This is a genomic window from Bradyrhizobium genosp. P (assembly GCF_049949265.1).
In the GTDB taxonomy this organism is placed as follows: domain Bacteria; phylum Pseudomonadota; class Alphaproteobacteria; order Rhizobiales; family Xanthobacteraceae; genus Bradyrhizobium.
Map to the genome: position 1 here is coordinate 4,182,282 of NZ_CP188195.1, position 22,340 is coordinate 4,204,621.

General features: G+C 58.1%; 20 protein-coding genes and 1 pseudogene. 12 read left to right on the forward strand and 9 right to left on the reverse strand.

Going from position 1 to position 22,340, the window contains the following annotated elements; all coding sequences use genetic code 11:
* Nucleotides 1-1,623: 1,623 nt before the first annotated feature.
* Complete coding sequence (locus tag ACP2YO_RS20295; RefSeq protein ID WP_426442385.1) at nucleotides 1,624-1,836, forward strand: hypothetical protein; 213 nt, start codon at nucleotides 1,624-1,626, stop codon at nucleotides 1,834-1,836.
* Between the two features lie 13 nt (nucleotides 1,837-1,849).
* Nucleotides 1,850-2,254, forward strand: coding sequence for a hypothetical protein (locus tag ACP2YO_RS20300; RefSeq protein ID WP_426442386.1), 405 nt, complete (start codon nucleotides 1,850-1,852; stop codon nucleotides 2,252-2,254).
* A 778-nt stretch (nucleotides 2,255-3,032) separates the two neighbouring features.
* Here ACP2YO_RS20300 and ACP2YO_RS20305 read toward each other — a convergent pair.
* The 3 genes from ACP2YO_RS20305 to ACP2YO_RS20315 all read right to left on the reverse strand — a co-directional run bounded on the left by ACP2YO_RS20305 (nucleotide 3,033) and on the right by ACP2YO_RS20315 (nucleotide 4,256).
* Nucleotides 3,033-3,179, reverse strand: coding sequence for a hypothetical protein (locus tag ACP2YO_RS20305; protein WP_426442387.1), 147 nt, complete (start codon nucleotides 3,177-3,179; stop codon nucleotides 3,033-3,035).
* Nucleotides 3,176-3,394 carry a hypothetical protein gene (locus ACP2YO_RS20310; protein ID WP_426442388.1) on the reverse strand — a complete coding sequence of 73 codons (219 nt, stop codon included), beginning with the start codon at nucleotides 3,392-3,394 and terminating at the stop codon, nucleotides 3,176-3,178. Before ACP2YO_RS20310 ends, ACP2YO_RS20305 begins: the two co-directional genes overlap by 4 nt.
* Nucleotides 3,395-3,941: 547 nt before the next feature.
* Entirely contained in the window at nucleotides 3,942-4,256 is a 315-nt protein-coding gene (locus ACP2YO_RS20315; protein ID WP_426442389.1) for an SHOCT domain-containing protein, read from the reverse strand.
* 310 nt (nucleotides 4,257-4,566) lie between these two features.
* On the opposite strand from ACP2YO_RS20315, the gene ACP2YO_RS20320 reads away from it, so the two are divergent.
* Nucleotides 4,567-4,761, forward strand: coding sequence for a hypothetical protein (locus ACP2YO_RS20320; RefSeq protein WP_426442390.1), 195 nt, complete (start codon nucleotides 4,567-4,569; stop codon nucleotides 4,759-4,761).
* A 246-nt stretch (nucleotides 4,762-5,007) separates the two neighbouring features.
* Here the strand turns inward: ACP2YO_RS20320 and ACP2YO_RS20325 are convergent, their stop codons facing one another.
* Nucleotides 5,008-5,778, reverse strand: a complete 771-nt coding sequence (locus ACP2YO_RS20325; RefSeq protein WP_426442391.1) for a DUF2182 domain-containing protein — start codon at nucleotides 5,776-5,778, stop codon at nucleotides 5,008-5,010.
* Nucleotides 5,779-5,838: 60 nt separating this feature from the next.
* The gene (locus ACP2YO_RS20330) at nucleotides 5,839-6,480 is read right to left on the reverse strand and encodes a DUF1326 domain-containing protein (RefSeq protein WP_426442392.1); all 642 of its coding nucleotides are present in this window, start codon (nucleotides 6,478-6,480) and stop codon (nucleotides 5,839-5,841) included.
* A 294-nt stretch (nucleotides 6,481-6,774) separates the two neighbouring features.
* Here ACP2YO_RS20330 and ACP2YO_RS20335 point away from each other — a divergent pair, with 294 nt between their 5' ends.
* From ACP2YO_RS20335 to ACP2YO_RS20350, 4 genes and pseudogenes are all read left to right on the forward strand, one after another.
* Nucleotides 6,775-7,728: an SDR family NAD(P)-dependent oxidoreductase gene (locus ACP2YO_RS20335; protein WP_426442393.1), complete on the forward strand. Its 954-nt coding sequence runs from the start codon at nucleotides 6,775-6,777 to the stop codon at nucleotides 7,726-7,728.
* Between the two features lie 225 nt (nucleotides 7,729-7,953).
* A complete protein-coding gene (locus ACP2YO_RS20340) occupies nucleotides 7,954-8,229 on the forward strand; it encodes a DUF3303 domain-containing protein (RefSeq protein WP_426442394.1) in 276 nt (91 codons plus the stop codon).
* A gap of 343 nt (nucleotides 8,230-8,572) precedes the next feature.
* Nucleotides 8,573-9,772: pseudogene (locus tag ACP2YO_RS20345) on the forward strand (IS1182 family transposase); the annotation flags it as partial.
* Between the two features lie 249 nt (nucleotides 9,773-10,021).
* Complete coding sequence (locus ACP2YO_RS20350; protein ID WP_426442395.1) at nucleotides 10,022-10,321, forward strand: hypothetical protein; 300 nt, start codon at nucleotides 10,022-10,024, stop codon at nucleotides 10,319-10,321.
* A gap of 214 nt (nucleotides 10,322-10,535) precedes the next feature.
* Here ACP2YO_RS20350 and ACP2YO_RS20355 read toward each other — a convergent pair whose 3' ends face one another.
* Both ACP2YO_RS20355 and ACP2YO_RS20360 read right to left on the reverse strand, forming a co-directional pair.
* Entirely contained in the window at nucleotides 10,536-11,087 is a 552-nt protein-coding gene (locus ACP2YO_RS20355) for a hypothetical protein (RefSeq protein ID WP_426442396.1), read from the reverse strand.
* Nucleotides 11,059-13,146 carry a hypothetical protein gene (locus ACP2YO_RS20360; RefSeq protein WP_426442397.1) on the reverse strand — a complete coding sequence of 696 codons (2,088 nt, stop codon included), beginning with the start codon at nucleotides 13,144-13,146 and terminating at the stop codon, nucleotides 11,059-11,061. Before ACP2YO_RS20360 ends, ACP2YO_RS20355 begins: the two co-directional genes overlap by 29 nt.
* A 518-nt stretch (nucleotides 13,147-13,664) precedes the next feature.
* Here ACP2YO_RS20360 and ACP2YO_RS20365 point away from each other — a divergent pair.
* A complete protein-coding gene (locus tag ACP2YO_RS20365) occupies nucleotides 13,665-13,880 on the forward strand; it encodes a hypothetical protein (protein WP_426442398.1) in 216 nt (71 codons plus the stop codon).
* 13 nt (nucleotides 13,881-13,893) lie between these two features.
* Complete coding sequence (locus ACP2YO_RS20370) at nucleotides 13,894-14,298, forward strand: hypothetical protein (RefSeq protein ID WP_426442399.1); 405 nt, start codon at nucleotides 13,894-13,896, stop codon at nucleotides 14,296-14,298.
* A 1,563-nt stretch (nucleotides 14,299-15,861) separates the two neighbouring features.
* Here ACP2YO_RS20370 and ACP2YO_RS20375 read toward each other — a convergent pair.
* Nucleotides 15,862-16,278 (reverse strand): ester cyclase, encoded by a 417-nt coding sequence (locus ACP2YO_RS20375; protein ID WP_426442400.1) that lies wholly within the window; start codon nucleotides 16,276-16,278, stop codon nucleotides 15,862-15,864.
* 311 nt (nucleotides 16,279-16,589) lie between these two features.
* Between ACP2YO_RS20375 and ACP2YO_RS20380 the strand changes: the two genes are divergently transcribed.
* Nucleotides 16,590-18,356, forward strand: a complete 1,767-nt coding sequence (locus ACP2YO_RS20380) for an adenylate/guanylate cyclase domain-containing protein (RefSeq protein WP_426442401.1) — start codon at nucleotides 16,590-16,592, stop codon at nucleotides 18,354-18,356.
* Nucleotides 18,357-19,057: 701 nt separating this feature from the next.
* Here ACP2YO_RS20380 and ACP2YO_RS20385 read toward each other — a convergent pair.
* Nucleotides 19,058-19,402, reverse strand: coding sequence for a hypothetical protein (locus tag ACP2YO_RS20385; protein WP_426442402.1), 345 nt, complete (start codon nucleotides 19,400-19,402; stop codon nucleotides 19,058-19,060).
* 444 nt (nucleotides 19,403-19,846) lie between these two features.
* Here ACP2YO_RS20385 and ACP2YO_RS20390 point away from each other — a divergent pair, with 444 nt between their 5' ends.
* Together ACP2YO_RS20390 and ACP2YO_RS20395 are read left to right on the forward strand one after the other, a co-directional pair.
* Entirely contained in the window at nucleotides 19,847-20,536 is a 690-nt protein-coding gene (locus ACP2YO_RS20390) for a hypothetical protein (protein ID WP_426442403.1), read from the forward strand.
* A 152-nt stretch (nucleotides 20,537-20,688) separates the two neighbouring features.
* The gene (locus ACP2YO_RS20395; RefSeq protein WP_426442404.1) at nucleotides 20,689-21,372 is read left to right on the forward strand and encodes a J domain-containing protein; all 684 of its coding nucleotides are present in this window, start codon (nucleotides 20,689-20,691) and stop codon (nucleotides 21,370-21,372) included.
* The last annotated feature ends 968 nt before the right edge of the window (nucleotides 21,373-22,340 follow it).

Below are 22,340 nucleotides of genomic sequence, written 5' to 3' on the forward strand. Positions count from 1 at the left end.
AACGGCGTGGGTCCAGTCTTCAAGTCTGTCGCTTGCCTGCATTTTCGATCAGTTGTCGAACCAGGCGCGTCCTCCCGTCGATCCTGTGACCGGGCGACGCGGGTCAATTTGGGGCGAGGCGATTTGGGGCGGAGCGATGAATGGGACACGATTTGGTGCTGCGAAGTTCGCGGGCGTGACGTTTTGCGGTACCGCGGTTCCTTGCGGGATCGTTTGTGGCGAACCCTCGACAGCGGTGGATCGCAACAGCAGTATCTCTGACCTGCCGCCCATCTCGAACCGTGCAGCGCTTCGGGTGACGGAACGCAACGTCCAGCCCTCGAGTGAGTCACCTACAGGCAGCCTCACGATCTTGTCGGATCGCTTGTCACGAAAAATGCCGCTTCGCATGGATGGACCGACCACGGTGCCGATCAGCATGAGAGACGGAGGGGCTGGTTGCTGTCGCGGCACTGGCGCAGCAGGTGGCGGCAACGTTACAGCTGCAATCACGGGCGGGGCCGGCGGGCGACGGGATGCCGAAAATATTGGCCTCGCTCGAGTGGCAGAAAGATTTTCTAGAGAAATAGCCCAAACCGGATTGCCTAAACGCGCATGATCAGGATCGACGGCCGCGACGCCGCCGGAGGGGCTGCGTTCGCGCGAATTGAATACGGGAAAATTCGACGAAGTGCCTGCCGCCAACGCAGTCACTGTCCCAAGGACGACTGTGTAGATCAGCAAAGTCAGCAAAAAGTCCGGACTGCGCGCAAGCATAGCAAAAAAAACGCCTTGAAAGCCGCAAAGCCAAATGGGAATTCGACCCTGACTTGCGTGGTCTGTCAAGGCGGGAATATCTGCAAGTAATGCTCTGCACGGGTCTGGGAGTTAGTGCGTCGCGTCTGTTGCTGCGAGTCGCTCGCCTCGATCTACAACGGGTTTACCGAAGGCTTCGACGCGCCGAATATGAAGGTGGCCCAGGCGATGCCCACCGAGCGACGTGTCTGGAGACCAACCTTAAAACCGCGAAGGCGCATCGCCCGACCGTGCTGCCGACAACGCTCACCCGCGCCGAAGCGGTGATCGAGCGATTCTGATCACTTCCGCTTGGCCCCATCGCACCGGTTAGCAGATGGCCGCTTTAGCGCCGCTTGTGGGTGTTGAGCGGACGGTCAACCAATATGGCCGAACGGTCGTGATTTACGAGTCCCCTGGTGACGTGAGGCTGCGTGTCGGGTGAATGCTTCGCCGGTCGGGCTGCTGGGCGGATGCCCTTGGATGATGACGCCACTCGATCATCGACGATTGCGACCTCGTCAACGCTCGGGAGCGGGCTGCTGATCAGCGGCTTCTCTCTGCGTCACGCGCCTGTTCGGTAGCCGCGACGATGGCTTCGCGTGTCTTCCTATCTCTGATTTCCCTAAAGGCTCGCAAGAGCCTCAACGCAACTCCTCTCATGAGGGCTCCATTTCTTTCTCCTCTCCCATAACTTATACTGCGAGGAGTGCGACGTTGGATCATAAAGTCAGAAGGTCTCTCGACTTAACGTTAAGTCGGGACACCGGGAAATCCCGGATTGCGGTTCATTCCAAAAAGGGATCGATCTCCCCCGTTGCAGGCAGTGCTTAGAGACTGAGGCGAACGATGGTAAAGGTTTTGCTGTTGCTCGTCGGACTCGCGATCCTCTTGGTCAGTTTACGGCAGATGTTTCTGATGTTTCGGGACGGTTCATTTCGCGCTCGCGGCAACCGGCTGCTTGCACGCAGCGCGCACCCCATCATCTTCTGGATGAATTTAGTTGGGCTCGTTCTTTTCGGCGTTGTCGGTGCGTTGATTTGTTGGCAATTGCTTACGTGAGAGGGCACCTTGCATGCTCAAAGACGGCACTTACGCGGCGTGGTTCAAGACCGCGCTCGGTGAAGGCACCGGCATCGCCCATGTCGCGGACGGGAAAATCTGGGGTGGCGATAGCATCATGAGCTACAGCGGCTCTTGCGAGACCGACGGGGATCGGTTCACGGCCATCGTCACGCTCAAGAGACACTCCGAAGGCCATGCAATGATCTTCGGCGCCGATGATCTCACGCTGCGGCTTGAGGGAGCGTTTATTGGCAAGATCGGTACTTACGTCGGGACGGCAGAGCAGGTGCCGGGGGTGCTCCTAGAAGGAACGCTTATTTTCAGCGAACAGCAGTCGCCAGCGCCAAGCGAGCCAGCGCCGCCGTTCAATCGTAACAGACTGCCCAAGCTACCGAGGGGGCGCCGGACACGCTGAACGCGCCTCGTCCGGCTATGCGTGGTTGGAAATCGTGCAAGCTGCGTCGGCAAAAAAGTCTCGGCCTCGAGGTGTCTTTTGGCGGCGATGGCTAGGATCGGCATTCAGTCTGCTCCAGACGGTGCGCCTATCGCTGCGCGGCATACCGAAATACGGCAAGCACAGGTCGACGTCATGAAGCGGCGTCGGAGATCGCACCGAACCCGCAGCCGACAATGGCTCGGCTACGGTCGGCGGGCTTTCTTGCGCGTTCCTATTGCGTCACACCAGATGCGAACGCTGGTTCAGCAAGACGGCAGGTCGTCACAACGAACGCGGTCTTGCTGCATTGCCATTCACCTCCGAGAGCAGCACTCGAGGTGGAGTGGGGGGCCAGCATGACTAACAGAAGAGCTGCCCCAGCAAGCGAGTTTACGATCACAAGCGTGCGCGCTTTGCGAGATAATGCAGTGATGGAATTCGACATGACCGAAATCCTCTCTGGTTGAATGACCGAGAGGCTACGCCGGATATATTTCCAGCCTGCTTCTTGCGTCCCGAAATATGGTTTCGCGCGCGGTTCATGTCGCACAGGCGGCGGCTGAACCGCTAGTCCCAATAAGATACGCCGCCGGGCTGGAAATTCGCTGTCCCGGCGGCGCCCTGCTTCAAACTGAGCCCTGCAATCCTCAGCACCATCGAATTAGCAAAGCCGATGCCAAAGCGTCGGTCCACTAGCGAACACGGGCGGCAGTGGCGGGCCGCGTCCGTCCAAATTTTGACTGGAACTACTGGCCGCTTACATGCCAATCGCGAGGTCGACGCCATATCGCGCGCAGGCAAGAGAGATCGCCAGGCCGACGAGACTGAACAGAACGACAATAGCTAACGGCGAGACCGGACGCGAAGTGGCGAGAGCGGTAGCCGGCTTTGAAAGTGCGATCATCTGAAATCTCCCAGGGTCAGCAATGGTGGAGACGATAGGGGTTTGGCGTTACCGGCCGATTTCGTAATCTGTTTCAATTTGATTTCTTCCGAGCGCTGGCGGCGAGCCTTAAAAAACTTACGCAGCCAGAGGCCCAGATCGGCCGATCGGCGAAGATGAGCTTTGTGCAAGACTTGATCGAGATCCTGGAATTGAATGCCCTTGTCTTCCTGCATGGCCTTGCTCCGGGATGCTGAGTGAAAGCAAACAGCGCTCAGTGCCACTCTACCAAACGAGCGGCGGCCTTCCTGGGATGGGCTGGTTTGGGCTGCCCGGCGACAGTCCAAACAGCGCCGTCAAAATGGCGGTTGTGATCGGGCGTTGCTTCGAGCTCGTCATGGTTCAGTGCGAAGGTTCAAGCTTCCGCATTTCCTGCAAGCGAGCCAGGCAATAGTCCCGATACAAGGCGTTGATGAAATCCAACATGACCTAATCCCCTCTGGTCCGATGAGGGAACGCTAGGTCGGGTTTGTTTCCGGCCTGCTTCGTGCGCCCCGGAAAATGGTTTCGCGAGCGGCTCGCGTGGGGTTGCTCATCATGAAAGCCGTCCTCAATGAGCCTGCGGATCGCCTCGGAGCGTGTGCGGCTTGTTCGCCTGGGTTGTAGACCACGCATCGACCGTGTGCTGCAGTTCTTTCTAGTCATGTCGCGGGGTGGATATCGGACGCCTGCGCCCGCCAACGACAACGACTTGGCGCTGATGGGTGTGTCAGGGGCAGTCGCTCACAACCGGGAGAGAAGCTCCGCCTTCTTAGCTGCAAATTCTTCCGATGAGAGAATGCCCTTTTTCTCTAATTCGGCCAGCCGCTCGATTTTCGCGAAAAGGTCCGTTTCTTGGCTAGTGTCGGGCCGATACGGCTCGCTGGCAGGCGCTACCCGCGGTTCCGGAGCCTTGGTTTGCATTCCGTCCACCGAGACGACCGGCAGAGCTGAGACACTAACCGTCCCGTGCTGGCTGGTAAGGGTGAGCGAGCCGCCGCGCCCCTGCTGCTGAGAGACGCCGCTGATCTGGTGATCTAGCGTGTCGTAGACGGTCACGTGTCCATTCAGCTCTACTGCCAATCGATGCGGTTGGTTGAAATAGGCATAGCGGACTTGGTTCTGCGCGCCAGTTCCGTTTGGGAATCCTAGTTCCACTGGCCACCATTGACCCGAAGCTCGGCCGGGTGTCTCTGGTACGAATAGGCTGACCGAATCTCGTATCCAAGACGTCGTGGCCACCCTCATGCTGCCCGCCACCCTGCCTCTGTGATTGTGACTGAAAGCTCGCGGGGAATGGTACGAAGGGTTGCATGGCCAAGAGTTGTGATAGCTCCGTACACAAGCCGTCAACCTTCGCCTTGAGGCCGTGATTGAACATGTCGCCGACCATTGTCATGCCGCCCGGCATCCACTGCCCAGCACCACCCAGTTCGCGATGGTCAAACTGCGCCATCGTGCCTTTGCTGTTCAGGAGGGCCTGCAACAACGTCATCACCGCGTCGACACTGACTCCGTAGCGCTGCGCCAGATCGTTTATCTTCTGCAAACCTTGGTCGGTTAGTCGGGGCAAGCAGTTGCTCCTTAGAGTCTGGAAGATATGACCAGCCGCACATAATAGAAACCGAGTCCGCTATCGATGCAAGAACGGACATGACGCGGTCTTTGCGCCGTGTCGCGGTTTGACCCAACTGAGACATTCTGGCCGTCATGGACGCCGCCCATTTGGTTTGTCGAATAGTATCGATAGCCGGTCCGAAATAGACATGCCGGATCACCATCGGTCAGGGAGATACAATCTATTTCTCATTCAGGCGCCGTAGGTTCCTGTTGCCACCCACAAGCCAACGAGCACCATGGCTGCGCCTGCCATCCGAGCAATCAGCTGCCCATTGGGAGCGATCTTCTCGATAAGCACATAGACCGCAAGCCCAGCAATCCACACTAGATTCATGACTCCACCGGCGAACAACAATGCCATCAGGAACCAGCAGCAACCAAGACAATAGACGCCGTGCCTCCAACCAAGACGGAATGCGCCAGCGGCGCCCGGTCTAAAGTGCTGCGCAAGATATTGGGCGGGAGATCGGCAATGTTCCAGGCATACAGTCTTCAGCGGCGTGAGCTGATAGAGGCCGGCTGCTATTAGCAGTGCGGCGGTAAAGATGGGATTGATGCTCCACATCGTCATCTGATGAATGAGAGCAACGCGCTCCAGACCCCACTGCAGCCCTGTAGCGGCCCCACTGAATGCGGCCCACGACAAAAGATAGCCGAGCACAAAGACAAATGTCGGTACGGCGCCAGCTGGCAGCTTTCCTTGGCGCTGTTCGTGGCGATACGCGTGGCCATAGAGCAGGATCGTGGGAGTCGCGCTCGGGATCATCATGGCAATCATCATGATCCACCACATGAAAAACATGACGAGCGCATAGCTGGGCGACCAAATTTCGACACTCGCCATGTATAAAGGTGGTGGAAAGCGCCAGGTTGTCATGGAATAGGCGCTCATGCCCGTGCCAGAACCGATCGCCACCCACCACCATGCAAGCGCCGTGATGAGCAGCAGACCAGCGAGCACGAGCAGTCTCTCGCGACGCAGCAATGCCTCGGTGACAGTCGTATCCCGTGCCACGGTCGACTACACAGCGCGGTTCTTTACGACCCCGTGGTTATTCAAATGTAGGCGCGCGAATTGACCGTAGCTGTCCTTCAATTTCAGCTGGATCTTTCCTTGCGTTGTTGCCGTCCCGCTTCCCATCTCGGCGATTTCGTACTCAAAACCATGCGGGATATCGATGCGTGCACGATGCTCAGCGCCGGTCACGGGGTTCTTGATCGGTTCGCCAACGCACTCAGCGACACCAGCTACGACGAACCTGCCTTTGCGGGCGTCGACGTCGACATCAAACTCAATCGGCGCAAAAATTGGGTCATAGGCTTCCGTCAAGGTAGACGCAAAGACAGCGAACACTGTGGCGAATGGATCGGTATCTTGCCCCGACATAATTTTGAGGATCGCCTCGCGTTGGGCGGGGCTCGCACGTTCGTCGACGAAAGGTTGGGCCTTGCCGTTGCCCTCGTGAATGGCTTTGGGCCACTGGAAAACACCACCGAAGCGTAGACCGTCAAGCTTGACGTCGCCGTAGTGTCCTTCGGTGATCTCATTGCACACGACGGCTTCGCATTTGCCGAAAGTCGGATAAGCGTTGAACTGGCAAGGACAACCGTATGCGCAATTGCAGTTCGCCAACTCGATAGTACGGATTTCCCAAGGCGTCATGAGTGATCTCCGTTTGCAATGACAGGCATCGCCCGCCGATGATCAAAATGGATTCTTAACGACCTAAGTAAGGTAGAGTACCAGGAAACCTCTGGCAAAGCGATGACCATATGGAGGAAATGGACCCGTATGGTACATTTGAGACGTTCCGCGATGTCCGCCGTCCGGTCGCTATTGGGGGAGAAGCGGACCTAACCCGGACATCGCATTTCGGTCGCGAATGACCCAACTGAGACATTGGCGCGTCGCCGGGATACTCTCGCTACAGCTATTCGGCTCATAGGAGAGCCGTCGTTGCCAAGCTGCCGGCCGGTAACTACGGTCGATGAGCACAGACCCACATACGATTGGCGGCTCTGGCCAGATAGAAAATGTACGGAGGAAAAGAAGCGCATGAAGGATTTGGCTGGACGGACCGCGTTCGTCACGGGCGCCGCATCGGGTATCGGACTGGGGATCGCCACCGCGCTGTCGCAGGCAGGGGTGAAGGTCATGCTCTGCGATATCGAGGAGGAGGCGCTGGCAAAAGCGGTATCGGGCTTGAAGCTCAGCAACGCCGATGTTGATGGCGTGAGAGCCGACGTCTCACTCAAGGCAGAGTTACGGGCGACCGCGGACGCCACCGTCGCGCGCTATGGCAAGGTCCACATTCTCGTCAACAATGCCGGCGTCGGCGGCGGCAGCGGCTACGGCCGATGGACCGATGCAAGCTGGAATTGGGTTATCGGCGTCAATTTGATGTCGGTGATCTGGGGGATCGAGATTTTTGGCCCTCTCATTGAAGCGCATGGCGAGGGAGGACAGATCGTTTCCACTGCATCCGTCGCCGGGCTGATTGCAGGACCAGGAGGAAGTACTGCGTACAACGTGACCAAATATGGCGTCGTGGCGCTATCCGAGGGATTGCGGGGGGTCCTTGCGCCTCGCGGGATCGGGGTATCCGTTCTGTGTCCGGGCATTATCCGGACGCAAATCATGAATTCACGGCGCAATCTCCCTGAGCGGTTCGCCGGCGCTGTTGAAAGCCCGCCGGCGGAAGGACCCATCGCCGAGTTTGTCAAAGCGTTGAGCGAACGGATATCCAGGGGTGTCGATCCGCTCTATGTCGGCGAACTGGTTCGGGAAGGCATCGAAAACGACTGGCCCTACATTTTCACCGATACTGAACACGAGCCAATCATCGACAACCGCTTCGCTGCCATAAAGCAAGGCTTCGATCGCATCCGCGGGCGACAGCCCAGGCATTAAGCGCACGCCAATGTGAACGCTGCGCGAGCAGTCGTCTCAAAATGCGCGTCGCCACTTGGCGTCGGAACGACCGCTCATGGACCCAACTCGGACATCCGTTTTGTCGAGGACGCTCGCGATCGGCTTTCTTTCCTCGCCTGAAAATTATCCCTATTCACCGTCACCGATAAGTGTTTCATTTGAAACTGCCGCAAGGCGTTTGTGTTTTTCCAATAGGAGATTTCAATGAAGTACATCTCGCACTGGAAATTACCGCCAAGCACGATCAATGCTGCAATCAAACAATTTCTTGAGACGGGTGGAGCACCTCCTGATGGTGTAAAAATGCTCGGCCGTTGGCACGGCATGAATGGTCAAGGATTTGCGATCTTCGAGAGCAATGACGCGAAGGCGATGTACGGATGGTATGCGCAATGGGCAGTTGTGATGGAGCTTACCATCACCCCCTGTGTTGAAGATGGAGAGGCAGGGCCGATTTTGGCCGCGATGGCCCAACGCTAACTTCGCACTGAAAATGCCTAACCAATAGAAGCGGGGCATTTGCCTCTCGGTTGGACCGTATGCCTTCGGCATTTCCACCCTCTCTGTGGCCGCTTTAATGAGCGGCCTCCTTTTTATCCGGACTATACCTACAAACTTCGCTTGTTGGCCCATCGCACCGGTTAACAGATGTCCGCTTTAGCGCCGCTTGGGGGCGTTGAGCGGACGGTCAACCAATATGACCGAACGGTCGTGATTTACGAGTCCCCTGGTGACGCGAGGCTGCGTGTCGGGTGAGTGCTTCGCCGGTCGGGCTGCTGAGCGGGTGCCCTGGATGATGACGCCACTCGGTCATCGCCGATTGCGACCTCGTCAACGCTCGGGAGGCCGCAACGTCGAAGTGATGTGGCTGCTCGCCCGGCTTGCGCCCGATCACAAAACGATTGCCGATTTCCGCAAGGACAATGGTCCCGGCATCAAAAAAGTCTGCGCGCGCTTCGTCGAGGTGTGCCGCAAGATGGGATTGCTCGCGACGGCCAGCGTCGCCATCGACGGCAGTAAATTCAAAGCCGTCAATAATCGCGATAAGAACTTCACGCGCGGCAAAGTCGAGCGGCGGCGCACGCAATTGGAGGAGAGTGTCGCGCGCTATCTCGCTCAGCTCGATACCGCCGACCGGCAGGAGCCGTCGGAAACGCTGGAATTAAAAAAGACGCGGATCAAAGAACGGCTTGAAAATCTGACCGTTGAAATGGCGAAACTCGCAGCCATTGAAAAACAGGTCCTGGCATCGCCCGATCAGCAGATATCGTTCACCGATCCCGACAGCCGTTCGATGGCCACGAGCGGCCGTGGTTCCGGTGTCGTCGGCTACAACGTGCAGACGGCGGTCGATACAGAAAACCATCTGATCGTCGCGCACGAGGTGACAACAAGCGGCTCAGACCGGTCGCAACTTGCAAACATGGCCCGGCAAGCCAAGGCCGTTCTTGGGGTCGACACGCTCGATGTTGTCGCCGATCGCGGCTACTTCAAGGGCGAAGAAATCCTGGCATGCGAGCAATCTGGCATCACGGTGACGTTGCCCAAGCCGATGACGTCGGGCGCGAAGGCTTGGGGGCGCTTCGGCAAACAGGACTTTGCTTATCTGCCAGACGGGGATGCTTATCGCTGCCCGGCCGGTGATAAACTCAAATATTACTATACCAACGAGGAAGATGGCCAGAAGCTGCGCAACTATTGGACGAACGCCTGCAAAACCTGTCCACTCAAATCGAAGTGCGTGCCGAACCCGCGACGCCGTATCAAGCGATGGGTGCACGAGGGCGTCCTCGAACGCGCGCAGGCGCGGCTCGACAAGAATCCAAACGCCATGCGCACACGCCGCGAGACCGTCGAGCATCCGTTCGGCACACTGAAGATGCGCATGGGCGCGACGCACTTCTTGTGCGTGACGCTGCCGAAAGTTGCGACCGAGATGGCACTGTGCGTGCTCGGCTACAATCTGACACGCGTGCTGAACATCGTCGGGATGAAACCGCTGCTGGCGGCGGTGAGGGCGTGATACGGGCGCTGGCGCGCCCCGTTGCGGTTCATAGGGCGCGATGTTGCGTCAGGATGAGTTCTGGTCGACCGGCCGTAAAATCTGCCCGAATTGATCGGATTGCGGTAGCCTGAGTTCGACCGCGCCGGTCCGTGCCATGCAACAGCGTGACCAAGACCCAACCCGGACCTTGCATCACAGGTTCCTGCGAATCTCCGCGGCCACTCCTGGACGTACCCATGGGGGGCCCCCAAACGGAGGGATTAGGTCATGGCTATTGTACAATTTACACGCTTCAAGAGCGGCAAACCTGAGGAAATGATCAAGACCGCCAAGCAGGCGAAGGCAATCTTCGAAAAGCACGGTGCTGAATTTCTTCGGCTTTCCCGGTTTCACACGGGTATGTGGGCCGGGGAGTTTCTTATCTCTACGCGCTATTCCAGTTGGGAAGTATACGGAAAGGTACAGGAGGCAGTGGCAAAGGACGAAGCATTCGCAAAGCTGTACGCGCACACAGCTACCTTTGCCGAATTGACGGGCGGTAACATCGCGGTCGGCATCGATCTCTGAGGCTCCCGCTGAGAGTTGCAGGCGGTGCTTTCGAGTATTGAGGTTTTGTGAGCCGCTCTGCGGATCATCGAGGAGTACGCGAACGACCTGCGGGAGATCATCCACAAGCTCCGTCAATGGCTGCAAGCATAGCGGACATCAAATCGAAAAAAGCCCTGGCTCGATTGGCCGGGGCTTTTCGTTGAGCGCGCCTGTCGCCCCGGGACTTTCTATTCTAAGGCCGGTTTTCCCGCTCGTAGCGGTTCGCCTCCTGCGCCGTCATCACGCGCGAACGTGACGTGGCGGGAGCCATGGCTGGCAGTGCCGGTACAACCGATTTGCTGCCGCTCGGCCCTATAATCAGCACATCGATGCCCTCCGGCGTGACCTTCATTGCGAAGTCGTAATCATCGAGGAGACGTACAATAATCCGGTGCAGCGACCCGTTGAAGTTTCCGGTCATCGGCTTGGCGAGTGCATCGCCGGTACGATAACGCATATTGAAATTGGCCTGCAGCACATCGAGCACATGTCGGAGCGGCACCGCACCTACCTCGATGTGGACAGCGTCCGGTTTCCCTTCCACTCGCACCTGAGCGTGCGCGACAATACCCCATCCCAGCATCCCAAAGGCGGTCGCTGGCACGACCAGGCGGCGGAGGAATGTGTACGATCGAGACTGCGGGGCTTTTCCACAGCAGCCGCTATGCAAAAGCCCGCTGGCATAGCCAGTGGGTTTGCGATCGTCTGTTTCGTGTTCAATGATGATCGTGTTCGTTTTTGGCAAGACCTTCCACCCGATCGATGATCTTGCGAGCCCGGCGAATCAACTCTTCCTGATGCTCATCAACCCGCTGATTTTCGAAGGCGGCCGCAGTGAGCACTTTCTTCATCTCGGCGGCCAGTTCGTCGCGATCCTCAGCAATGTCGCCGATGATCTTCAGATATTTGCCGTAAACTGTATCGTCTGCAAGGATCGAGCGGTTGGCAAGAACGAGGCTGTTCATCCCCACCGAACCGAGTGGCGCGTTGAGCTGCTTGTAGAGCTGGGCGAGTTCGACGAAGTTCTCGCTCTGCAGGGAATGAGGCAGCGCGTGATCATCGAGGAACTCGACCAGGACGCGGCCGTCATGGGTGTAGTCATCCTTCAGGCGGACCAGCAGGAGCAGGGTCGGGCGGATGTCGGTGTGGTCGGAGAACACCTCGTCATTGCGGCCAAGATGCTGCACGCCGGGTCCCACCAGTCCCAACCAGGTGCGGGTAATTTCCTGCTGCACGTCGCCGTGGTTCCACGCAAAGCCAGGATTTTCTACCACGCATGCCGGCGGCTGCGAGCAATCCGAGGTATTGCCGGCAGTCTGGTTGAAGTAGTCGGGATTACCGAACATGGTAAACGTCGGCGTGCGCAGCGGGTCTGGCGTGACCATGTGCAAGAGGCCCATTTCAGCCCGATCGGCCAGGAAGACGTTGATCTTTTCCTTATTGCCCGTGATCGGGTTCGTCACCTGCAGCGCATCCACATCGTGCTCCATCGTGCGCGTCGTCGGATCGGTCTGCCCGAGATTGCCGTGAATATAGAAGTTGGGCGCATCATCGAAGTGAATATCAAACGGGGTCGTGTTGCCACGCTGGCTCGCCAACAGTCGATCGAGGAAGGTGGTGACCTCGCCGATCTTCGCGTAGGTGCACGGCACATGAATGCCGTCGCAATTGGCCGGGCTCGGCGGACCGCCGGCGAAGTGGTCGTTCTCGTCCGCCGTCACGATGAATAAGGTGTTGTCTTTGGTGATGCCGTCCTTCGCAAGGCGGGTAAAGAATTTGGCGAACGCCGAATCATAAGCCTGGAGCTGCGCGACATACCCGGCTTCACCTGGACCGAAGGCACCGAAGGCAGCGTGGTTGTCATGTGCGTCGGCGATGTAGGCATAGACCACCGGCACGCCCGCTTCGAGCATCGTTGCGATATATCCGAGGGTCTGTGACGCCGAGGGACTAAAGCCGGGGAAGCCAACATTGCCCTTCCCGTCCGAAATTGGGTTACCGTCTAGATCTTTAATGACCAGCGAGGAGCTATTGATCACCGGAGCAACATACTTGTTGCCGAATAACGCCGGGAAACTGTTGTAGCCATTGGGCTCGTCCGGAAGAGCGTCAGTCACCGCATGGGTCGAGGCGGCGCAAAGTAGACTGTCCTTCGCACAATGGATGGCGATGCCCTCGAAATCGGCGACAGCCATATTGTGATTGCTCGCTGCTTCCGCGGCCTCAGGCGAGTTCGAGCCGAAGACGGTGCTGATGTCGGAGCTTACGTTCTCGAGCTCGATATTCGCCGTCGAGAATGCACCAACATCACAGCCGGCTCGGGTGAAGGGAACCCATGGCGCGGGAGCGATCTTGCCGTGCTCATTGACCATTTGCGGCGTGCCATCGGGGCCCGGGTCGGTCCAATATACGAACGAGGAGCTGAAGCCGACCGTACCGCCCGCTTTGAAGAAGCCGTAGCTGTTTGATACCGGCTGACCGTGCCTATCGCCATAGACGCCGGTCAGTGTTGTGACAATATCATCGGCCGTATGCGAAATCAGTGGCGTGTGGTGATTGCCGCTGACCGTGCCGTTGTTCTGCAGGAAATTGAGCAAGTTAGGCATCTGCTCAAGATCCGATGGAACATTCGGATTGTCGCGCCGCAGATGCACGTTGTCGAACTGAATATGTATGATGTGTTTGATTTTGCTAGTGCTTGCCTGCAGGCTGCATGCCGCCTGGGCGGGGGCGGATTGTCCCGCCAGCAGCACGGAGCCGAACAGCAAAGAAGTTGCAACGCCAACATTGCGCTTGAGACGCATGGCCTTCTCCCTGAATGTCAATGAGTTCGGATTTAAGGATCGCGTGTATGTAAAATATTGCCTGACTCATGACGTTCGATTGACAAGCGGGCGAACGCAGAATGACGATTGTGATTCCCGTCCGAGGTGCGACCAACGATCAGCCGGCCGTCTGCCGCCGGGGCGCCCCCGAAATAGATGATCATTTTCCGATAACCCGATTAGCGGGCGCAGATTGAATCCTTTGCGTGGGAGATGTCTGCTTCTGGCGTGCGCCGTGAAAAGGCGGCGCTTTCCAGTGGGTGCAAGCCCCACCCGGCAACCGCTCCAGCCGGAAGCAACCGGAGCAGTCATGGAGGTAACGAAGTGGCTGAAGCCTCTGGTTAGCGTGTCACGATATACGGTGACAGCGCGAGTAAGCTGAGACTGTCTCTCGACTTAACGTTAAGTCGGGACACCGGGAAATCCCGGATTGCGGTTCATTCCAAAAAGGGATCCATCTCCTGGTTGCAGGGAGCGCTTAGAGACTGAGGCGAACAGTGGTCAAGGTCTTGCTTTTACTCAGCGGGCTCGCGATCCTCTTGGTCAGCGCTGGGCAGATGTTCCTGATGTTTCGCGACGGCTCATTCCGTGCTCGCGGCAATCGGCTGATTGCACGCAGCGCGCACCCCATCATCTTCTGGAGGAATTTAGTTGGGCTCGTTCTGTTCGGAGTTGTTGGCGCTGCGTTGATTTGTCGGCAGTTGCTTACTTGAGAGGGCACCTCGCATGCTCAAAGACGGCACTTACGCGGCTTGGTTCAAGACCGCGCTCGGTGAAGGCACCGGCATCGCCCATGTTGCTGACGGGAAAATCTGGGGTCGCGATAGCATCATGAGCTACAGCGGCTCGTGCGAGACCGACGGGGATCGGTTCACGGCCATTGTCACGCTCAAGAGACACTCTGAAGGTCATGCAACGATCTTCGGCGTCGATGATCTCACGCTGCGGCTTGAGGGAACGTTCATTGGCAAGATCGGTACTTACGTTGGGACGGCAGAGCAGGTGCCGGGGGTGCTCCTAGAAGGAACGCTCATTTTCAGTGAACAGCGCTCGCCAGCGCCAAGCGAGCCAGCGCCGCGGCTCAATCCTAACAGACTTCCCAAGCTACCGAAGGGGCGCCGGACACGCTGAACGCGCCTCGTCTGGCTATGCGGGGTTGGGAAATCATGCACGCTGCGGATGACGCGCTCTACACCTTTTAAGGTCTATCGAATTCCTACGGCATATCAGCCCGGTTGTTTGGCGTCTGCGTTGTCGTCAGGCGCTGTGCGGCTTTCTGCCATCGCTTCGACCGCCTCGACGACATGAAGCCTTACCGCTCGGTCCTTGATCGCGCGAAATGCGCGTAGCAGCCGAAATATTTCCGCCGCGTCTTTGGCGAGTTCTTCCTTCGACAAGATTACCCCTCAACCCAGGGACTTGGGTGGTCCCAAGGCCACGGAAAATGAACCTAGCGGTCGTTGGCGCTGCTTCAATACCGGGGAATTGCGGGCTAACTAATCTGCGCCGATAGATTACCCGAAAATTCTGCGTGACCCGAGCTGGCCTGAGGCCGCCAACTGGGGGCGGCCTTACTTATCCAGACCCAAGGTCCTGCTGGTTCTCAAATTGACGAAATGCAGATTTGTACAGACTGGCAATTGACGGAGCGACGGCAGTCAAGACGAGCCCTCGATGGTGCGCTGGATGAGAATTCTGAGAGCGGTATGGAGCTGAGAATTTATAGGTCCATAGATTCCGAGGAGGGGGCGGGCTTGTTCTTGCTCGGAGAACTACGGACGAGCAGAACTTTAATGAAACGTTGGGGATAGGAGAGAGCGTTAGCGAAACTCAAGCGCGATTTGATGCGCTGGGGGAGTCGAGAACAATTACGGAGTCTTCTCGGCAGGACTACCGAGAGCATCCCCCAAGCGATGGCTTCCGTTCGCCTGAGGGGAACGGTCCCGGCGGGGTTAAGGGCTGGTAGGCCAGGATCGCTCCAGGTCAGACACCCCAGCGCCGGGCACCCGACCGATCCGACGGTTCATAGCCCGGAAAACGAAACGGCCCCAGCGCGGGGCTGAACCGCCGAGGCCGTCTCATTTACCGAGTCTGCAGTTCCATGACGCTACGCCACGGTTCCGCTGCCTTCAAATAAAATCGATTGTGCGTCGCGAGCGTCGCAGCGCGTGACACAAAGCCATGTGGCGGCAGGGATCGCTCAATCTCCCGTAGTCATACGGGGCCCAAAGTCATGAACCTTTATCGCATGTCGTGCGTACTCATAAAGGTCAGGATTTTGCAATCACCTTCCTGGGGCTAGAGCCGATGCCGTCCGCGCGTATTTCAAGCGGACGGCATTGTGCTTTGGGATCATCACCGCAGCGGAGGCCAACTCGCGCATGACCGATGCTGGCCCCAATGCTGACAGACCAATCAGACAACAGCCGCGCGTACTGCCGAGTCGTCAGGCCGCGGTCGGGTCCAGGATCTGGTGAGGTCTGGCAGGTACCGGCCAGCTTAAGATCGTGCTTCCTAGATCGACGCGCCGTTCTTCGAACAAGCGGACGACATTTTCAAAGACCGGATGTGGGAATGCCCGTTTTGATTTCCATTCGCAGCCTACCTTCGGAACAATCTAGAGTTCGATCATAAACTCGTTCGTTCTTGGCCCTTCGCTTCGCTGCCACGCAGCAACTGCGTCGCCGTTGTCACTCAAGCCCACCCCAGTTCCTTTAGTGCCATACCCGAATTCCAAATCTTCGTCATGTGGCTGATCTTGTCGCCAGTGAATTGCATCACGTAGACATAATCCGAAGCCGTCTTCTTGCCGGTCGGTTCACACGGACCGCCAACACCCGTATGAGTACCCGAAAAGACAGCGTAGGCAGCGACGTTGTTTCGTTCAGCATCGGTGGCGAAGGATTTCACCTCGTAGCCGCCGTCCGGCATAATCGTCATCAACCCCTTCATCCAATCCGCGTATTCCGCAAGAGTTCTAATACTCGCGAGCGGTTCGGCCTGAGCGGCGAAGGTCGCATTTGGGGCACAATACGTCTTGCAGACATCCCAACCCTTTCCAGTCTCGCAAGCGGCAAAGAAATCGTTGGCAATTGCAGTGATCGGCAACATGGGCGGCTCCTCTACAGGTTTCTGAAAAATAGCCAGGTGAACACCTCAATTATCACACTTTGTCGGCGAGACGGCAATTGGGGTGGACCCAGAGATATTCCGGCGACCGGTCGCACGCCGAATATTGGCTTGTGATCCCGAATGCGAAGTGCCGGTTGGCCCCTACGACGTCCGATCACGGCAACAAACTGGAAGCTGCCGGCGGACTGTCAAAACCGCACTTTTGACCCTACCCGGACATTGGCCCTAGCCCGACCGCAGCCTGCCGTGCTTTGATCAACTCGTTTGAGTTTCGATTTTGGGATCGGATTTTGGCTCAAGAACGGGTGGAACGGCGCCTGGCGGCTGTGTTGGCGGCGGATGTCGCCGGCTTCTCGCGCCTGTCTGGCACGGACGAGGAGGGAGTGCTGGCGCGGCTGCGAGCGCTGCGTGCCGAAGTCATCAATCCCGAGGTGGTCGCGCAAAATGGCCGCGTGTTCAAGCACACTGGAGACGGCTTTCTCGCTGAATTTCGGAGCGTTGTCGCGGCAACCCGGTGCGCGCTCGAAATCCAGCGCACGTCCGAGATGCGCAACGCAAGCCTTTCCTCCGATCAGCGGCTCGATCTCAGGATCGGTATCCATCTGGGTGACATTGTCGCAGAGGCCGACGGTGATCTGATGGGCGACGGCATTAACCTCGCCGCCCGTATCGAGGGCGTCGCGGCGGTGGGCGGCATTTCGCTTTCTCAGGCCGCATATGAGCAGGTTCGCGACCGGCTGGACGTTTTCTTTACAGACCGCGGGGAAGTGCTGCTGAAGAATATAGCGCGTCCCGTGCGCCTCTTTGACGTGGCAAACCTCGGGGCCGCGCCCGCGCGCGCGGCCGAAGTGCCCAAGACGCTCGCCCTTCCCGACAAACCGTCGATCGCGGTGCTGCCATTCCAAAACATGAGCGACGATAGTGAGCAGGATTACTTTTGTGACGGCATGGTCGAGGACATCATCACGGGGCTGTCACGGATTAAATGGCTGTTCGTGATCGCGCGAAATTCGAGCTTCATCTACAAGGGCGGCGCGGTTGATGTGAAGCGGGTGGGACGAGAGCTTGGCGTGCGATATGTGTTGGAAGGCAGCGTGCGCAGGGCCGGTAATCGCATTCGCCTGACCGCGCAATTGATCGAGGCCGAGACCGGCGTTCACCTCTGGGCCGACCGCTTCGATCGTCTGATCGAGGATATCTTCGCCTTGCAGGATGAAATCACGATGAGCATTGTCGGCGCCATCGAGCCGAACCTACGTAAGGTGGAGATCGCACGGGCCACGCGGAAGCGTCCCGAGAGTCTGGACGCCTATGATTTGGTGTTGCGGGCCTTGCCATTCACCTACAGTCACCTCGTGGAAGATGCGCAAAGGGCGATCCCTCTGCTTGAGAAGGCAATCGAGCTCGAGCCCAACTATGCAGCCTCACACGCGTTGCTGGCCTGGTGCTACCATTCCCTCTTCCGCCTGGCACTTCGACAAGAAGATTGTCGAGCGGCTATTTATCACGCTCGCGAGGCGGTGGCTGGTGGCGCCGACGATGCAACGGCGCTCGGCATTGCAGGATTCGTCATTTCCCTTGACGAGCATGACCACGGAACGGCTCGCAGCCTTTTCGACCGTGCGCTGATGCTGAGCAGTTGCAATATATTTGCGCTCCATTGCAGTGCCCTCGTCCTGTCTTTTTTGGGGGAGACGGCACGGGCGATCGAGTGCGCACAGCGGGCGCTTCGTCTGAGCCCCTTTGATTCCATGAACTATCTGTCCTTCAACGCCCTGGCGATATCCTACCTTCACAGCGGCCTGAACCAGAAGGCACGTGACGCGGCGCGCAGCTCGGTTGCGTTGAACCCGCGCTTTAGCATTTGTCACCTGTTCTTGGCGGCGGCGCTGGTGCGTATCGGGCACCACGAGGAAGCGAGGAGCGAGGCGCGAGAAGTGCTCACTCTCGATCCGACATTCACCATCGATCGTTTTTTAGCGACGGTCGGAATCGAGCCAGCGGTGTTCCTCCCCTTAGCCGACGCTTGGCGCGCAGCCGGGCTTCCGGAGAGATGAAAGCGCGCAGACCCGCTACATCCTCGACACCATGCGAGGGCTGCAACTGTTCAAGGAAACGTCGCTGGCGGATCACCTGGCAATCGTTCTCTGCAACAAAGTAAGGGACATCCTCGAGCCGCCACCGCCGCCACCGAGGCCCAGGCGGGCCTACACGAAGCGGAAGCCGAAAGCGGCCGCCAACTGAGGCGGCCTTTATATTCCAAAAGAATGCCTCATTTGAGCCGCCATGCGCTCGACGGCATCAGTGTATTGGCCGTGAGCGAATTGCTGATCGGCTATGTAGAGGGTCACAGTAACGCCCATGGCTATGAACAGCCCTTTCACTCCATATGCTCCGTTACGGACGAGGCGGCTCTAATCGCCGTGATAATTCCGGAACTCTGCTTGGGGCGTCTGTCCGCGTGGGCTCCTGCAATCGGCTCGGTTCTGTAGCTCTGTTTGAGCGTATCATCCAGGCCGCAAGACGAGCGTAGCCGCGTCGCAACGCAGGTATGAACCACTCATGGTCGCCCTGATCCATATGCGAAAGATTATTCCAGCCAACGTTTAAGGAATTGTTGCGAGCCAAGGTCGCACCGTTCTCTTACGGGCAGGCACTTCTTGCACATATCACGGACATTTGCGGGGCGATCAATTTTGGCGAGGAACGAACCGGGGACAGTGGCGAATCCACGAAGCGCGCGTCAGCCGACATGGGTTCATTGGCTACTCCACGCGCTTTGGGGTGGTTGATAGCCGCCGTTATTCCACACACTCGTCGGTGCGGCGCGTCGCGTGGCGTCATTGTTCCACCAGCTATTAGGAACCTGACTCGGCCTGCTCTGCTGGATGGACAGCCTTTGCTCGACGGTTCCAGCGGCTGCCCCCTGGCTGCGCATCCGGCGTGCACGTTGGTTCTTCGCAATTAGCTCCGGGCTGTCGAGGATCTCCCCTTTTGGTCCGTAAACGTGTTCGATGTCACCGGTGATGACTTTCACCTGGGCAAAGGAGGGCGTAGCCAAGCCCATGGCGGCGACAATCAAGAAAGCCAGCTTCTTTGTCATGATCCGGGCTCCCGTCGGGGCGAGGAGTTAAGTCTCCTGGCATAATATAGTTGGCGGGAGCGCCCCCAGTAGGGACCATCGCCTTGCGATCCGGTAGCGCTTGACGGCCTGTTCCGCGGTGCCCGCTCAACCGGTTTTCCGTGGTTCAGTGCCCGAAGCATGGCTATGCGGGCGAACATGATCCATGCGGGCTCGCGCTCTGCGGCACGGATCAAGTGCTCAATGACGATGGGATGATGCCGGACGCAATCGCCTCGATTTCTGAGGCGCTGCGCGATCTGACGGGGACTGTCTGAGCCTGATCTACGATCGATCCAAAAGCCCGCAGGTTCACGCCGGCGGGCCCCATAAATCTTTGTGCAGCCATTTGTGATCTGGCACAGGTGAATTCTAAAAATTACAACAAAATCAATGAATTCTGGCGGAGGGGGTGTCCGCTCAGAGATGCTGCGGCGTGGCATTGATCTTTCCGCGCTGGGCAGCGGCAAAACGATCTTTGGTTCGTTCGGCACCGTCACTGGCGCGGTGACGGCGTCCCTGATCAATTGCAAACTCAATGCCTCGGTGACGGTCGGCGGCAATCCGACCACGCAGGCAGGGTCCTATTTCGTCCACAATTGCGATAGCGGCGCCACAAATACCCGCAACGAAGTCTACGCCTTTGAAGGGACCGAGACCACGGAACTGACGATGGTGCGCGGCGGCGGCGCCAGCGATGGCACAACGGCGGCTGCCCGCAAGATCGTCACCACGGCCAATGCCAAGTTCAAGGATCCCTATTCGGCGTCGCCGATCGCGATCTGGAACGAGACGGTCGGATCGTCGATCACGATGACACTATTCGGCATCTGGGGCGGCGGCCCAGTACCGAACAACGACGACTTCTGGATCGAGGCCGATTATCTCGGTTCATCGTCGCAACCGATTTCGTCGCGGGCGACCTCGAGCAAGTCGGATCCGCTGGCCGCCGGCTCGGCGTTGTCGTCAAACTCGTCGAGCTGGGGCGGCTCGACCACCGCGTTCAAGACCTCGGTGACTATCACGCCGCAACTGAAGGGCTATATCTACGTGACGCCGAAAATGGCTAAGGCATCGACCACGCTCTATGTCGATCCGAAACTGATGGTGGCGTGATGGGTCAATTTCGAGACCAGCTGGCCTTGTGGTGAACCTAGCGCACCGGACGGTGCTTTTTCTACCGCCCGTATTTTTACGGGTCGCTTGCACTCGGTGGACGCTCGATCGCACGCAGTTCAGCATATCGGGGAAAAAGGGGCCAACGAGACGTGACCCCGTGCTATCAAATTCGCGAGCGCGTTCCTTTAGACATGGTTGCGCGGGGCACGAACGGAGAAGTCTCCGGCAGAGCGGGCCCCAAGGCGATTGAATATCTGATTTTTGAGGCGAACTCGATGGCTGCCGAATTCATTGACTATTACGAAGTCCTGGAAATCAGCCCGAATGCCAATCGGGACACCATTGAGCGAATATTTCGCTACTTCGCTCAACGCTACCATCCCGACAATCAGGAGACCGGTGATCGTGACCGCTTCGAAATCATCATCGAAGCTCATCGAACGCTCGCCGATCCGGCCAGGCGCGCGCAATATGACCTTGAGCACAGGAATCACGCGGCTGGGCGAAGTCGATTGGTTGAGGAGTTTCGCAACGGCAAAGTCATCGAGCATGGCGTCGAGCTTCAAAACAAGCTTCTGTCGATTCTGTGGTTGAGATGCCGACAGAATGTCCGCGAACCGGGTGTCGGCGATGTCGAACTTGAGCGATTGCTGGGATGTCCACTCGAACACCTCGAATTCCATCTTTGGTATCTCAAGGGAAAGGGCTGGATACGAAAGACCGAGGACGGCTTGCTGGCGATCACTGTGGAGGGCGTGGATCAAGCCAACTCCCAACAGCATCATCGTCGCACCGGGAATGGTTTGTTGACCGACCAGACGCCCCCTCAATAAGCGTAGGCACCCGACTATCTCAATTCGCGGCAAGTCGTGCTCCGCCTTGGGGAGTTTTCTGGATATAGGTCGCGGAGTCGTGCAGTGTGACGAGCCCGCGACCGTCCGGCAACTCTATCGGGTCACCAGCCCGGCGTCAGGGCCGACCAGTTCATCCAGTCGCGCGCTCAGATCCGGCGGGTGATTGGCGCATGACGCTAAACTTCCTGAGCTCGCGGAGGATTAGCCTCGGCTTCCTTTGATCGCGCTTCAGCCGTCGTTCGCCATCGGGCATTCGGGTTGAAGCGTCCAGCCCGAAAAATCATAGCTCTCGTGCCACGAGTGGACAACAACTCTGCATTGCTGACATCGGAATTTGCCAGAACGCTCTATGGATACATGGCGCTGCGTGGCTTTATATATTGCGCCGCATCTGGGACAGGAAAAGTAGACGATCAGATCTCGCATTGCGAAGCCCATGTTCGACTAGGTCCCATCCGCCTGTCGTCGTTTCATCAATGGTCCGGCCACAACGCTTCAGCCCATGCCACAAGCTAACGGCCTGCGCGCATGCCGCAACTTGACTCGGGTATTAAGCTTGATGTCAGCGATGCAGGTTAAATCTGGAACCTCCGACGACATCCACCACCCGATTAACCCATGCCGCCGACCGGCCCTCGACGTCCCAGGAGTAAGTTTGGTCGGACGTCGGCGCCACGCTTGCCACAGGCACCACAGACGAAGCGCGGCTCGACAGTCAGATAGGCTCACGTCGTCCGCCCAGCGATCTGCCATGAGCGCGACCGAGTGGCTGCACTGGTAATCCGCGCAGTAGACCAGCACGCCACGCACGCCCATGGAGCGCATTTCGCCGAAGGTGATCTTCTGAGGCCGCATGCCCTGTGAGAGCGCCGGCCGATCGCGCGCGCAAATTATCGATCCCTTGAGGCTCGGAACGGCGCCGAGCTACTGCGCATCGTGGGTGTGTG

Bases quoted from the DNA above. Each gene is read 5' to 3' on its own strand.
- ACP2YO_RS20375 (WP_426442400.1), bottom strand. From the start codon at position 16,278: ATGTTGCCGATCACTGCAATTGCCAACGATTTCTTTGCCGCTTGCGAG.
- ACP2YO_RS20360 (WP_426442397.1), bottom strand. From the start codon at position 13,146: ATGCGTCTCAAGCGCAATGTTGGCGTTGCAACTTCTTTGCTGTTCGGC.
- ACP2YO_RS20305 (WP_426442387.1), bottom strand. From the start codon at position 3,179: ATGATCGCACTTTCAAAGCCGGCTACCGCTCTCGCCACTTCGCGTCCG.
- ACP2YO_RS20350 (WP_426442395.1), top strand. From the start codon at position 10,022: ATGGCTATTGTACAATTTACACGCTTCAAGAGCGGCAAACCTGAGGAA.
- ACP2YO_RS20310 (WP_426442388.1), bottom strand. From the start codon at position 3,394: ATGCAGGAAGACAAGGGCATTCAATTCCAGGATCTCGATCAAGTCTTG.
- ACP2YO_RS20390 (WP_426442403.1), top strand. From the start codon at position 19,847: ATGCTGCGGCGTGGCATTGATCTTTCCGCGCTGGGCAGCGGCAAAACG.
- ACP2YO_RS20340 (WP_426442394.1), top strand. From the start codon at position 7,954: ATGAAGTACATCTCGCACTGGAAATTACCGCCAAGCACGATCAATGCT.
- ACP2YO_RS20295 (WP_426442385.1), top strand. From the start codon at position 1,624: ATGGTAAAGGTTTTGCTGTTGCTCGTCGGACTCGCGATCCTCTTGGTC.
- ACP2YO_RS20330 (WP_426442392.1), bottom strand. From the start codon at position 6,480: ATGACGCCTTGGGAAATCCGTACTATCGAGTTGGCGAACTGCAATTGC.
- ACP2YO_RS20300 (WP_426442386.1), top strand. From the start codon at position 1,850: ATGCTCAAAGACGGCACTTACGCGGCGTGGTTCAAGACCGCGCTCGGT.
- ACP2YO_RS20370 (WP_426442399.1), top strand. From the start codon at position 13,894: ATGCTCAAAGACGGCACTTACGCGGCTTGGTTCAAGACCGCGCTCGGT.
- ACP2YO_RS20385 (WP_426442402.1), bottom strand. From the start codon at position 19,402: ATGACAAAGAAGCTGGCTTTCTTGATTGTCGCCGCCATGGGCTTGGCT.